Genomic DNA, 12,503 nt, shown 5'->3' on the forward strand with positions numbered 1-12,503 from the left:
CCTCAAGCCTTACTTCGCGCTGGTTGTGTCAAAGTAAGATTTACCGGCTTTAGCCATTTCGCGCATGCCGTCGGTAACCTGATAAATTTCACCCAGGTGCGCGTACTTGTCTGCCAGTTGAATAAAGTTGTCCATGCCAAGCGTTTCCAGATAACGGAAAGGGCCGCCGCGGAATGGAGGGAAGCCTAAGCCATAAAGCAGCGCCATGTCTGCTTCGGCAGCAGAGCCAACAATGTCTTCTTCCAGACAGCGAACCACTTCGTTCACCATAGGGATCATGCAGCGTGCAATGACTTCATCAGCATCCAGTTTCTTGCCTTGCTCACAGCCTAATAGCTCGTAAGTGGCAGGATCCGCTTCTTTGGTTGGCTTACCTTTTTTGTCGGTGCCGTAAACATAGAAGCCTTTGCCGTTTTTCTGACCGTAACGCTCAGCAGCTGCCAGTTTAGCAATGGCGCTGGACTCGTCGCGTTTCATGCGGGTCGGGAAGCCTGCTTCCATAACAACGGTACAATGATCAGCTGTGTCTATACCAACAACATCGCTTAAGTACGCAGGACCCATTGGCCAACCGAACTGCTTCTCCATAACCTTGTCGATGCCGACGAAATCGACGCCTTCATCAACCATACCGGCAAAGCCTGCCAGGTAAGGGAACAATACGCGGTTAACTAAGAAGCCAGGGCAGTCGTTAACAACGATAGGGGTTTTGCCAAGTTTAAGCGCATAGGCGACTACCGCATTAACGGTGTCATCTGAGGTTTTCTCGCCACGGATAATTTCAACCAATGGCATTTTGTGTACCGGGTTGAAAAAGTGCATTCCGCAGAATTTCTCAGGGCGCTTCAGGTTCTTAGCCAGTTCAGTAATAGAAATGGTCGAGGTATTTGAAGTCAAAATGGCATCATCGCCAATTACGCCTTCAATTTCAGCCAGCACCGAGCCTTTAACTTTCGGGTTTTCGACAACGGCTTCTACGACAATATCGACGTCTTTGACTGCGTCATTCAGCAACGTAGGCGTAATAGAAGACAAGATTTTAATCATCTTCTCGTTGTTTACCTTACCGCGCTCAACACCTTTTTTCAGGATCTTGCCGGCTTCTTTCATGCCTAAGTCTAAAGCGTCTTGCTTAATGTCTTTCATAACAGCCGGTACGCCTTTAAGCGCTGACTGGTAAGCGATACCGCCGCCCATAATGCCGGCACCTAAAACACCTGCTGTCTTAATTTCTTTGGTTGCAGCTTTAGCGTATTTTTTCGACTTACCTTTAACTGCCTGATCCGCCAGGAAGATACCAACCTGAGCCTGACAAGCCTCGGTTTGGGTGAGGTCGAAAAACGCGTTGTTTTCAGCTGTTAGCGCGCCTTCACGATGCTCGCGGGCACCGTTTTCAATGGCTTCTAACGCTTTGTGCGGTGCCGGATAGTGCTTACCGGCCTTCGCTGCAATCATGCCTTTGGCGGTAACCAGCGTCATCATCAGCTCGGTGTCGTTAGCTTTCAGCGGCTCTAACTTAGGCTGACGCTTCGCTTTCCAGTCCTGCTGACCGGCTGCTGCGGCTTTAGCTAAGTTGAGTGCGGCTTTAGTCAGGTTTTCCGGTTCAACAACCGCATCCACAGCACCAACTTTCAGCGCATCAAGGGCTTTGTTGTTTTTACCTGTGGTTATCCACTCAAGCGCGTTGTCCGGACCAATCACGCGAGGTAAACGCATGGTGCCGCCAAAGCCCGGGATAAGACCCAGTTTAACTTCTGGCAGGCCGATAGTTGCTGTGGTGTCCGCAACACGGTAGTCACAGGCTAACAATGCTTCACAACCGCCGCCCAGTGCGAATCCGGTTACGGCTCCAACGGTTGGAACTGGCAGGTCTTCTAATTGATCAAACACGCGTGAGGCTTTTGCCACCCAGCTGCGGGTTTTTTCCTGATCAGAGAATAGCGTCAGGAACTCGGTAATGTCAGCGCCGACAATAAAGGTCGATTTGCTGCTGGTAACAATAACGCCACGTAAATCGTCAGTGTTCTGTAATTTTGTCAGTGCTTCACTGAATTCTTCTAATGTAGCCTGGTCGAATTTATTAACCGAGCCTTTCGCATCAAATTGTAATTCTGCGAAACCTGGTTCGATAAAATCGACCCGAATGCTTTCACCTTGATAGATCATCTTGGGTCTCCCACGACTTCCATTAATTTGTTGCTATAAAGAAACTGATTCTGCTATAGCTTTGGGTTAAGGTAGACAGAGTTTGGCGCGAATACGCCAATTTTTCAACGGTTATTTAAACATGCGTTTGAATTAATGAAAAAGCAGTCGTTTATCATACGTTACAGTGCGCCATTGTTTTTCGTGTTGTCCCTGTTAAGCATTGGTGCGGTTCAGTCTGAACCTGTTGATGCAAAGCAACGGGAGCAGCAGCGTGAGCTATTCAAAAAAGCAGAGTATGCGGCTAAGCGTGGTCGCCTGGGTGAGTATCGGCTATTACTTAAAAAGCTGAAAGATTACCCTTTGCTACCGTACTTGGAATTGGCTCGACTTGAGCAAATTGGATACCTGGCCAATGAAGACCGCGTTCTGGCTTTTCTCGATAAGTATGAAAAGACGCCCCTCGACTGGCAATTAAGACAGCCCTGGCTTACTTATTTGGCAGGGCAGGAGGAGTATTCTCGTTTTATTCGGGACTTCCGGTATCCGGGAACCTTAACTCACCGTTGTCAATTTATTGAGTCGCAGCGTGAAAAGGGTCTGGACGACGGGCCTTTCAGGCGTCAGGTTGATGCTATCTGGAAGCATGGGTTTTCGCTTCCTTCGGCTTGCGACCCCATTTTGGACGAATGGCAAGAATTGGGTGGCCGTACCGAAGACAAAGTTTGGGAACGACTGGAGTTGGCTGCTGAGCATGGTAACCCGACTCTGCTCCCGTATTTAACTGGTTTATTGCCTGAGTTACAGCAGTATCTGGGTGAGTTTTATCACAAGGTGAGGTATTCACCCGCCGCTATAGAGGACGACTCTTGGTACAAGGGGCGCTATCCTGGAAAAGAGGCACAAATAGTTACCTATGCTTTAACCAAGCTGGTTTGGCGTGATGAAAACATTGCTCTGCGAAGCTATAAAAAGCTGAGTTCACAATTGCCCTTTACTGAACAGCAAGAGGGCCGCATCGCCGAAGAATTTGCTGTTGCGTTAAGCTTAAACTCTCATCCCGAAGCTCGTGTCTGGCATGATCGCGTCCCGGTAAACGCGCTAAATGAACGAGTTTTACAGTGGCGTTTGGCTATTTACCTTAAGGACAAAGATTACGAGGGCCTGAGAGACGCGATTCAAAGTTTGCCGGTTGCCATTCGGCAGGGTAATCAATGGCGTTACTGGCTGGCTCGCTCACAGGAGATAACCGGTAACGCTTTGGCCGCACAGGAACTGTACGAAGATTTAGCCGACGAACGGCATTACTACGGTTTTCTGGCGGCAGCGCGGTTGCAGAAGCCGGTGAGCCTTGAACAAGAGAAACTTGAAGTCAGTGTTGTTCAGCTTGAGCAAATTCGTAATCATCCTAGCGTGCAACGTGCATACGAATTGATTCAATTGGAGCGTTGGGTCGACGCCCGGCGCGAATGGAACCATTTATTAACACAGCTTGATGGCGAAGAGCAGAAAGTTGCGGCATATCTGGCGAGCGAATGGGGATGGCACGATCAGGCGATATGGACCTTAGCGCAAATAGGGCACTTTGACGCTGTGGGCATTCGTTTTCCCTTAGCCTACAAGGATATACTAGGGCGGGCGTCACAAGCCGCAGGAATAGATGAGAGCTGGGCTTTAGCCATTACGCGCCGGGAAAGTAACTTTCGGCACGACGCGTATTCAAGTGCTGGTGCAAGGGGACTAATGCAGATTCTGCCTGGTACTGCAAAGCAACTGGATACTAAGAATAATAGCTGGCGGCGGTTGAATGACCCTGCCGTCAATGTGCGTCTGGGCACGGACTATTTAAGTCGATTGAAACACCGCTTTGAGAATAATTGGTTATTAGCTACGGCAAGCTATAATGCAGGCTACTATCGAGTTAAAGAGTGGTTACCTGACGAGCCTGTTGCTGCCGATGTGTGGGTCGAAACCATTCCGTACCATGAAACCAGAGATTATGTAAAAGCAGTATTGAGTTATCAGCAAATTTATAGGATGTTGGGTGGTAACGAGGATAATTTGTTTGAGCAAGTTGTTGATATGACAATTGTTGATACTGAATAAGGCGATCCAATATGACTGCGACAGCAGATTTGTGGCCGTTGTTTCCTGACCATATAAAGCAGCTTCAGACTCGTGCTGAACGACTTTTTAAACGAGAAAATTTAGATTTAGTTGCCATTCATTCGGGCCAGCAAAAACGTTGGTTTTTGGATGATATGAACTATCCGTTTCGTGCGAACCCTCACTTTAAGGCTTGGTGTCCGGAAACTCAGTTGGCTAATGCCTGGGTTATTTTAAAGCCGAACACCCGGCCAACCTTAGTTCTATTAAGTTCTCCAGATTTTTGGCACACGACAGCAAGCCTCGAGGGAGCTCCTTGGTTAGAAGAGTTCCACGTGGAACACATCAGCTCGCCAGAGGCCATTGAAAAACTACTCCCTTACGATAAGAAAAGCGCGGCTTACCTTGGTGAACATATTGAGGTTGCCAAGGCTCTGGGTTTTGAGAATATAAACCCAGATCCTGTTCTTCACTTTTTTCATTATCATCGCTTGTTTAAAACCGACTATGAAATTGCCTGTTTAACTCAGGCAAACCATATAGCGGCTGAAGGCCATGTTGCGGCCGCTGACGCCTTTTTTAACGGCGCCTCGGAGTTCGATTGTCTGTTGAAATATATGGCGGCTACTCGTCAAGGGCAGAATGAAGTGCCTTATAATCACATTATTGGGCAAAATGAAAACGCCAGTGTTTTGCATCACTGGATGCCTGATAAGAAAGCTTCAGGCTCACTCAAGTCGATGCTGGTTGATGCAGGCGCTGAGGTTTGCGGTTATGCCGCTGACATTAGTCGTACTTGGTCTAAACAACACAATGAATACGAAGAGCTGATAGCCGCGCTTGACCAAATTACATTGGCTTTAATTGATAAAATGAAGCCGGGCGTTGAATTCCCGGCGCTGCACCAGTTGGCTCATGAACAAATTGCTAATGTACTTTTTGCTTTTGGTTTTGTCAGTTGCAGTCCTGAACAAATGATTGAAGACGGCATAACCACGGTATTTCTTCCGCATGGTTTAGGTCATCCTCTGGGCTTGCAGGTGCACGACGTTGGCGCTGCGCAGGCTGATGAAAGGGGTACGCCAATAGCTCCTCCCAGCGGTCATCTTACGCTAAAAACCACTCGTACCGTAGAGCCTCGGCAGGTTTATACCATTGAACCCGGAATCTACTTTATTGAGCCTTTGCTGCAGAAATTAGCGAATTCACGCAATAAGCATTTAATTAACTGGCGCAGAGTGGATGAGTTTAAACCCTTTGGTGGAGTGCGAATCGAGGATAATATTGTGGTTTACCGCGAGCGAAATGATAACCTTACACGCCAAACTGCATTAGATGCTTACGTGAAAAAGGTTACCCGTCTTGCATGATCAGGATTACGACATTCCGGCTTCGGAAACGGAAGTCGAAATAGAAGTTAAAGGCAGCCGCTTTATTGCGTGCCTGGCACATACAGCAAACGTCGACAGCGCATCAGAGTTTCTGGCCGTGATAAAAAAGCGCTGGCCTAAGGCCTCTCACTATTGCTCTGCGTCGCTTTTTTCAGCACCTAATAACAGCCAGAGTATGGCTTACAGCGACGACGGAGAACCCTCGGGAACAGCGGGGCGACCTATGCTTATGGCGCTACAAAATAGCGGCGTCGGCGAGGTTACCGCTATAGTCGTGCGATATTTTGGTGGGGTGAAATTGGGAACGGGCGGACTTCAGCGAGCCTATACCGACGCGACAGTCGCCGCATTAGCTGAGCTTGAAAAAGAGCAAAGGGTTTTTAAACAACGCTTTCAGTTAAATTTTGCTTATACCGACCAGGGCGATGTTGAACCGCTTTTGCTTGAGGCCAATGCTGAAACGGAATCTTCGGAGTACGAGGAAAGTGTGCGGCTTAAGGTGTTGCTACGCCCCGTGAATGTTGGGGCGCTGCAGAAGAAGCTACAAGCTGCCACCCGTGGCCGGGTGCAGTTAAAAGAACTGGACTAAAAGAACATAGCACTTGGCTGGAAGACTTTTTCAACCTGATCAATGTACTTTTTATCCAGCAAGAAAAGAATCACGTGGTCGTCGGAGTGAATGATGGTTTCACTGTGCGCCATAAGCACTTCTTGTCCCCGGACAACCGCACCAATGGTGGTTCCCGGCGGAAGCTTGATATCTTTAATGGCTTTACCCACCACTCGGGACGTGTCTTCATCACCATGTGCAATTGCCTCAATAGCTTCGGCGGCCCCTTTTCGTAGTGAGTAAACGTTAACAATATCGCCACGGCGTACGTGAGTTAGTAGAGCTGAAACAGTCGCACGTTGCGGTGAAATGGCAATATCAATTTCGCCTCCCTGCACCAAGTCAACATAGGCGCTACGCTGAATGAGCACCATAGTTTTACGGGCGCCCATACGTTTAGCCAGCATGGCTGACATAATGTTCGCTTCGTCGTCGTTGGTAACCGCAATAAATACGTCGATATCTTCAACGTGCTCTTCTTCCAGCAACTTTTGGTCGGACGCGTCACCGCGGAAAATTAAGGTATGCTCAAGGCTTTGCGAAAGCTCTTCCGCGCGGGTTTCTGAACGCTCTATTAGCTTAACCCGGTGATCAACTTCCAGTTGTTTCGCCAGGCCGGCACCAATGTTCCCGCCACCAACAATCATTATTCTGCGGTATTTGTCTTCCAGCTTTTGCAGTTCCTGCATTACGGTACTAATGTGGCGGGTGTCGGCAATGAAGAAAACTTCATCATCGGCTTCGATGATTGTGGTTCCGGTAGGGCGTATAGGCTTACCCTGACGATAAATAGCCGCAACCCGGGTGTCGATATTGGGAATATGTTCCCGCAGTGTTGAGATAGCATGGCCAACGAGCTTCCCGCCGTAGTACGCCTTTACCGCGACCAAGCTGGCTCGTCCGTTGGCGAACTCCATCACTTGCAGTGCGCCGGGGTAATCAATAAGTCGGCGAATATAGCTGGTTACCAGTTGTTCCGGTGAAATAATGTGGTCAACTGGGGCATCCTGATTATGAAAAAGCTGATCTTTATAGCGGATGTATTCTTCAGAGCGAATTCTGGCTATTTTCTTTGGCGTATTAAATATCGAGTAAGCAACCTGACAGGCAATCATATTAGTTTCGTCGCTGCTGGTTACTGCAATAAGCAAGTCGGCATCGTCGGCACCCGCGCGACGTAAAACATCAGGGTGCGCTCCGTTACCAACGACGACCCGCAGGTCATACTTATCCTGCAAATCGTCCAGTAAATCGTTGTTGGTATCAACTATGGTGATATCGTTACGTTCGCCAACCAGATTTTCTGCTAATGTGCCGCCGACCTGGCCAACACCGAGTATGATAATTTTCATTCGACTTTTTTCAATCTCGCGTAAAAGAAACCATCCCCGTTACGTTCACCCGGGAGCAGTTGCAGAGTTTTCTGCTTTTCATCAATAGGTATCAGACTAGCACTCGATTGCTGTTTTAGAAAAGACTCAATTTGAGTTTGGTTTTCCTTGCTTAGAATAGAGCAGGTTGCGTAAAGCAGTTCTCCGCCGTTTTTAAGTAAAGGCCAAAGCGAATTTAGTATCTGACTTTGCAATTGCGCGAGCTCATTAATGTCCTCAGCGCGACGCAGCCACTTGATATCGGGGTGGCGGCGTATTACGCCTGTTGCCGAACATGGAGCATCCAAAAGTATGCGGTCAAACTGTTCGCCGTCCCACCAGTCTTCAGTTTCTGCAACATCGGCGCAATGAACTACGGCACTTAAACCGGCGCGCTCCAGATTTTCGTCGACTCGCTCAAGACGTTTAGCATCAATATCAATAGCCTGAACCGGTTGCTCAAAGTCGTTTCGCTCTAGTAAATGCAGCAGTTTGCCTCCCGGAGCGGCGCAACAATCGAGTACGCGGTGGGAAGCTTTTACGTTCAGGTAATCCGCAGCTAACTGGGCCGAACGGTCCTGTACCGATGCGTGGCCCCGGTCAAACCCCGGAAGCCGTTCAACCGGAACAGGCGAATGCAGACGAATCGCATCGCCAGCCAGAGTATCGCCTTCGGCGGCAATACCGCTGTCTTCCAGTTGTCTTAAATAGTCATCGCGATTGAAAAAACGACGATTCACACGTAACCACATGGGCGGGTGTGCGTTGTTCTCAATGAGAATGTCGCTGGCTTGTTGTGGGTGGTCTGCCTGAATTGCTTCAAACAACCAGCGCGGATGATTTTGCATCGCGTCAACAGGTAGCTCGCGCTGCTGTGACTCATCTGTCGCAGGCGCTTCGCGCAGTAATTGACGCAGTATACCGTTTACCAGACCTTTGTGATTACGTTTGCCCAGAATACGCGCTGCTTCTACTGTGGCGCTAACGGCAGCGTGGTCTTTAATACGAAGACAATAAAGCTGATAGGCACCTACCAGTAGTAAGTAGTGCAATACTTTAAGCTTACCTTTAAGTGGCTTATCCAGTTTAGCCCCAACCAGCTTGTTAAGGCTGGGCAGAACCCTTAAAACACCGTAGCTAATTGCACTGGCAAGACGCTTATCTGCGTCAGAGAGTTTACCGGTGGCGTGGGGTAAAGCCGCGGAAAGCGACTCGCCTTTCTCTAATACATGAAAGATAGCGGTTGCAGCGGCGGCCCGGCTAGTTGCTCCCTGACCACCGTTTTCTGAATTTTTCTGCCGGCTCATTGTAATTCCAGTCCCGGGCTAAAGACGTTACTGTAGCCGTTTACTAAGGTACTGGCTGGCTGAGCCTTTTTGCCCGGCATCTGCGCCTGAGTGATACGTAAAATACCGTCCCCGGTCACCACGTCGATGCCTTCGTGTGTGCTATTAATAATCGTGCCCGGACCTTTATTGCTGGCGCCCTGAATAAGTTCAGCTGCGTGAATTTTTACTGTGTTCTGTCCGGCTTTTAAATGTTCTGACTGGCACCAGCTCATTGGCCAGGGGTTAAACGCTCGTACGCAGCGTTCGATAAAGGCCGCCGGTTGTGTCCAGTCTATTTTACCTTCCTGCTTGGTCAGCTTTTTCGCATAAGTGGCATTGGCGTCACTTTGCGGCTTAGCCTGGCTCTGATAGCCGTCGAGATCTTTCAATACTTTAGTTAACGCCTCAGGCCCCAGGCTTTCAAGCTTGTGATAAAGCGAAGCCGAGGTTTCGTCCGGACTGATGGCGCAGCGCTCTTCGTGCAGCACTGGGCCGGTATCCAGGCCGGCTTCCATTTGCATAATGCAGACACCGGATTCTAAGTCGCCAGCCCATATCGCGCGTTGAATTGGAGCAGCACCTCGCCAGCGGGGTAACAAAGAACCGTGCACGTTCAGGCAGCCTTTCGTAGGAATATCTAATACTGCCTGCGGAAGCAGTAAGCCATAAGCCACCACAACCATAACGTCAGGTTTTAGATCGGCTAGTGCAGCCTGATCCTCTTCTGATTTTAGGGACTCGGGCTGATAAACAGGAAGCTGGTGTTCGAGCGCAAGCTTCTTAACCGCACTGGGTTGTGGCTTTTTGCCTCGTCCTGCAGGCCTGTCGGGCTGTGTATAAACGCCCACTACCTGATGAGACTCATCAAGCAATTGTTGTAAGTGTTGTGCTGCAAAGTCCGGAGTACCGGCAAAGACAATTCGCATTATTGTGCTTCCGCCGCTTGCTTCTCAGCTAAACGTTGCTCTTTCTCTAGTTTTTTGCGAATACGTTCGCGCTTCAGCGGCGATAGATAATCAACAAAGAGTTTACCGTCTAAGTGGTCTATTTCATGCTGAATACAAATGGCCAGTAGCCCTTCAGCGGAACGGCTGAAACGCTCGCCGTTTTTATCCAGTGCAGTCACTGTAATTCTCTCAGCGCGTTCAACTTTGGCGTAAACGCCGGGAAACGACAGACAGCCTTCATCGTTCTTAAAGTGGCCTTCTGCTTCGGTAATTTCCGGGTTAATGAACACCAGCGGTTCGTTTTGATCTTCGCTGCAATCAGAAACAAACAGCCGTCTGTGCACGTCAACCTGAGTTGCCGCAAGGCCTACGCCTTGTTCTTCGTACATGGTTTCAAACATATCGTCGATAACCGAGCGGATATTGTCATCTACCTTTTCAATCTTCTGTGCGACTTTGCGCAAACGTTCGTCCGGATATTGCAGAACCGTCATTTTTGCCATTAGAACCTCCAATTCTTCATCTACCCTTAGTTTACCTTAAATTGGTAGGTCAAGGACAGTCTGTGAACACACAGGAACTATGTGTATTAATGGGGATGACACGCGCATTAAACAAGGTACAGAAAGCTGCTCGGGAATGTACCAGCTGGGAGGCCATTTTTGAACGATGGGGGCAATCGCTAAAACCGGTCGAGGCGCGTTGGTTAAATGCAGCTGAAAATTGGTGTCGTAGTGACTATCAGGGCGTTATTTCTTACTTTAGTGAAGATTACCCAACTGCGTTAAAAGCCATAGCTAATCCGCCCTGGTTACTTTATTACCGGGGTCGTAAAGAGCTTTTGCAAGGAGTTAGTGTGGCTATTGTTGGCAGCCGCAAAGCCACTCACAGTGGTTTACAAATTGCTGACTGGTTTAGCGAGCGCTTAGTTGCGGCGGGTGTTGTGGTGGTTAGCGGTCTGGCGATGGGCATTGACGCTCAAGCACATAAAACCGCAGCCGATAAAGGAAAAACCATAGCGGTTTTAGGTACTGGTATCGACCAGTACTACCCCAGAAGAAACAAAGCCTTACAGGACTTTATTGCACATCAGGGGTTGCTGATTTCCGAATTTCCGCCCGGGCAAACCGCGCGAATCGATCATTTTCCCCGCCGTAACCGTATTATTAGTGGTATCAGTCAGGCCGTGGTGGTGGTTGAAGCGGCGCGCAAAAGCGGTTCGCTTTCAACGGCAATACACGCTTTGAACGAAGGGCGTGAAGTTGGAGCTGTTCCGGGGTCGGTGTTGTTGCCTGAGCATCAGGGCTGCCACTGGTTAATTCAACAGGGCGCTAAGTTAATTAATACGCCGCAGGACATTCTTGACTGGTTCTCGGTTGACGATACTGAGGTTGCCATAGAAGGTGATACCGAATGTCGCGATGAAAGCTTGGCAAACAATCGATTGTTCGCTAGTCTGAGTTCAGAGCCACGAACAATTGATGACATGGTACAATTGTCCGGACTCGAGGTTGCTGAAGTCATGGAGAAAGTAGTGTTACTCGAATTAGAAGGGCTAGTGGCAGCCGTACCAGGCGGTTATATCAAAGTGGGGAGGCGCTAAAGTATGTTTGATATCCTCATGTACTTGTTTGAAAACTACATTCATTCGGAAATGGAAGTTGTAGTTGATCACGATGAGTTAACCAATGAACTTACCCGGGCTGGTTTCCGTCACCAGGAAATCCAGAAGGCTTTGGCGTGGTTAGAACGCCTGGCCGATTTGCAGCAAATGGAAACCAAGTCTTATCTGGATGTTGCTCCGCAGCAGTCTACCCGTATTTATACCGCGGCAGAGATGACTCGTTTGGACAGCCAGAGCCGGGGTTTTCTGATGTACCTGGAAAACCTGGGTGTGCTTGATTTTGCTACACGAGAAGTAGTCATTGACCGTGTGATGGAACTGGAAACGCCGAACTTTACTCTGGATGACCTGAAATGGGTTGTACTCATGGTGCTGTTTAATGTTCCGGGCCAGGAAGCTGCGTACGACCAAATGGAAGGTTTGCTGTTTGAGGAAGCTGAAGGACCTCTGCATTAATGTCATCAGATGAGCGCTGTCCCCGTTGTGAGCGACCACTGGTTATTAAACATGTTGGGCATAACAGCTTTTTAGGCTGTACCGGTTACCCGGACTGCGATTATAAACGAGGCCTTCGGGAGCAATCTGAAATTGAGCCCGAAGATCTCGGCGTTCCCTGTCCTGAGTGTGGCCAGGAACTGCAGTTAAAGAGTGGTCGTTATGGCTTATTTGTTGGCTGCAGCGGTTTTCCTGAATGTGAGTTCGTTACTGAACCTAACGTTGAGGAAGAAGAGACGATTCGCTGCCCGGAATGCGGCAAAGGCCAGTTACACCAAAAAACATCGCGGCGCGGTACCGTATTCTACGCTTGCGACCAATACCCGAAATGTGAATTTACCGTGAATCAGCCTCCGGTCGATGAAACCTGTCCCAAATGCCGGTACCCACTGCTGGTGAAAAAGAAAACCGCCGCCGGAATTCGCAAAGTCTGCCCGCAAAAGCAATGCGACTATAAGTCGGACGCGTTATAATCCGACTCATTGAG

The 12,503-nt window shown here is 49.0% G+C and carries 11 protein-coding genes; 6 read left to right on the forward strand and 5 right to left on the reverse strand.

Annotated elements, in window-relative coordinates; genetic code table 11:
* Positions 1–9: 9 nt before the first annotated feature.
* Positions 10–2,166, reverse strand: a complete 2,157-nt coding sequence (gene fadB / locus IL_RS00070; protein ID WP_011233275.1) for a fatty acid oxidation complex subunit alpha FadB — start codon at positions 2,164–2,166, stop codon at positions 10–12.
* A 135-nt stretch (positions 2,167–2,301) separates the two neighbouring features.
* Here fadB and IL_RS00075 point away from each other — a divergent pair, with 135 nt between their 5' ends.
* The 3 genes from IL_RS00075 to IL_RS00085 are packed head-to-tail and all read left to right on the forward strand — an operon-like array spanning position 2,302 to position 6,231.
* Positions 2,302–4,251 carry a transglycosylase SLT domain-containing protein gene (locus IL_RS00075; protein WP_011233276.1) on the forward strand — a complete coding sequence of 650 codons (1,950 nt, stop codon included), beginning with the start codon at positions 2,302–2,304 and terminating at the stop codon, positions 4,249–4,251.
* Between the two features lie 11 nt (positions 4,252–4,262).
* Positions 4,263–5,621: a Xaa-Pro dipeptidase gene (gene pepQ / locus IL_RS00080; RefSeq protein ID WP_011233277.1), complete on the forward strand. Its 1,359-nt coding sequence runs from the start codon at positions 4,263–4,265 to the stop codon at positions 5,619–5,621.
* The gene (locus IL_RS00085) at positions 5,614–6,231 is read left to right on the forward strand and encodes a YigZ family protein (protein ID WP_011233278.1); all 618 of its coding nucleotides are present in this window, start codon (positions 5,614–5,616) and stop codon (positions 6,229–6,231) included. Before pepQ ends, IL_RS00085 begins: the two co-directional genes overlap by 8 nt.
* Here IL_RS00085 and trkA read toward each other — a convergent pair.
* Genes trkA through def form a run of 4 tightly spaced genes read right to left on the reverse strand, consistent with a single transcriptional unit; the run spans position 6,228 to position 10,400 of the window.
* Positions 6,228–7,604, reverse strand: a complete 1,377-nt coding sequence (gene trkA, locus IL_RS00090; protein WP_011233279.1) for a Trk system potassium transporter TrkA — start codon at positions 7,602–7,604, stop codon at positions 6,228–6,230. The two genes, IL_RS00085 and trkA, sit on opposite strands and share 4 nt — an antisense overlap.
* Positions 7,601–8,929, reverse strand: coding sequence for a 16S rRNA (cytosine(967)-C(5))-methyltransferase RsmB (rsmB, locus tag IL_RS00095; protein WP_011233280.1), 1,329 nt, complete (start codon positions 8,927–8,929; stop codon positions 7,601–7,603). Before rsmB ends, trkA begins: the two co-directional genes overlap by 4 nt.
* Complete coding sequence (gene fmt / locus IL_RS00100; protein ID WP_011233281.1) at positions 8,926–9,876, reverse strand: methionyl-tRNA formyltransferase; 951 nt, start codon at positions 9,874–9,876, stop codon at positions 8,926–8,928. The genes rsmB and fmt overlap by 4 nt, the downstream gene beginning before the upstream one ends.
* A complete protein-coding gene (def, locus tag IL_RS00105) occupies positions 9,876–10,400 on the reverse strand; it encodes a peptide deformylase (RefSeq protein WP_011233282.1) in 525 nt (174 codons plus the stop codon). Before def ends, fmt begins: the two co-directional genes overlap by 1 nt.
* A 62-nt stretch (positions 10,401–10,462) precedes the next feature.
* On the opposite strand from def, the gene dprA reads away from it, so the two are divergent.
* The 3 genes from dprA to IL_RS00120 are packed head-to-tail and all read left to right on the forward strand — an operon-like array spanning position 10,463 to position 12,489.
* Positions 10,463–11,500 (forward strand): DNA-processing protein DprA, encoded by a 1,038-nt coding sequence (gene dprA / locus IL_RS00110; protein ID WP_231378603.1) that lies wholly within the window; start codon positions 10,463–10,465, stop codon positions 11,498–11,500.
* 3 nt (positions 11,501–11,503) lie between these two features.
* Positions 11,504–11,977, forward strand: coding sequence for a DUF494 family protein (locus IL_RS00115; protein WP_011233284.1), 474 nt, complete (start codon positions 11,504–11,506; stop codon positions 11,975–11,977).
* Positions 11,977–12,489: a DNA topoisomerase family protein gene (locus IL_RS00120; RefSeq protein WP_011233285.1), complete on the forward strand. Its 513-nt coding sequence runs from the start codon at positions 11,977–11,979 to the stop codon at positions 12,487–12,489. Before IL_RS00115 ends, IL_RS00120 begins: the two co-directional genes overlap by 1 nt.
* The last annotated feature ends 14 nt before the right edge of the window (positions 12,490–12,503 follow it).

Source organism: Idiomarina loihiensis L2TR (assembly GCF_000008465.1).
Classification (GTDB): Bacteria; Pseudomonadota; Gammaproteobacteria; order Enterobacterales; family Alteromonadaceae; genus Idiomarina; species Idiomarina loihiensis.

What these genes read in the sequence shown, in the direction of transcription:
- def (WP_011233282.1), bottom strand. Translation starts at nt 10,400, where the DNA reads ATGGCAAAAATGACGGTTCTGCAATATCCGGACGAACGTTTGCGCAAA.
- rsmB (WP_011233280.1), bottom strand. Translation starts at nt 8,929, where the DNA reads ATGAGCCGGCAGAAAAATTCAGAAAACGGTGGTCAGGGAGCAACTAGC.
- trkA (WP_011233279.1), bottom strand. Translation starts at nt 7,604, where the DNA reads ATGAAAATTATCATACTCGGTGTTGGCCAGGTCGGCGGCACATTAGCA.
- pepQ (WP_011233277.1), top strand. Translation starts at nt 4,263, where the DNA reads ATGACTGCGACAGCAGATTTGTGGCCGTTGTTTCCTGACCATATAAAG.
- fmt (WP_011233281.1), bottom strand. Translation starts at nt 9,876, where the DNA reads ATGCGAATTGTCTTTGCCGGTACTCCGGACTTTGCAGCACAACACTTA.
- IL_RS00120 (WP_011233285.1), top strand. Translation starts at nt 11,977, where the DNA reads ATGTCATCAGATGAGCGCTGTCCCCGTTGTGAGCGACCACTGGTTATT.
- IL_RS00115 (WP_011233284.1), top strand. Translation starts at nt 11,504, where the DNA reads ATGTTTGATATCCTCATGTACTTGTTTGAAAACTACATTCATTCGGAA.
- IL_RS00075 (WP_011233276.1), top strand. Translation starts at nt 2,302, where the DNA reads ATGAAAAAGCAGTCGTTTATCATACGTTACAGTGCGCCATTGTTTTTC.
- fadB (WP_011233275.1), bottom strand. Translation starts at nt 2,166, where the DNA reads ATGATCTATCAAGGTGAAAGCATTCGGGTCGATTTTATCGAACCAGGT.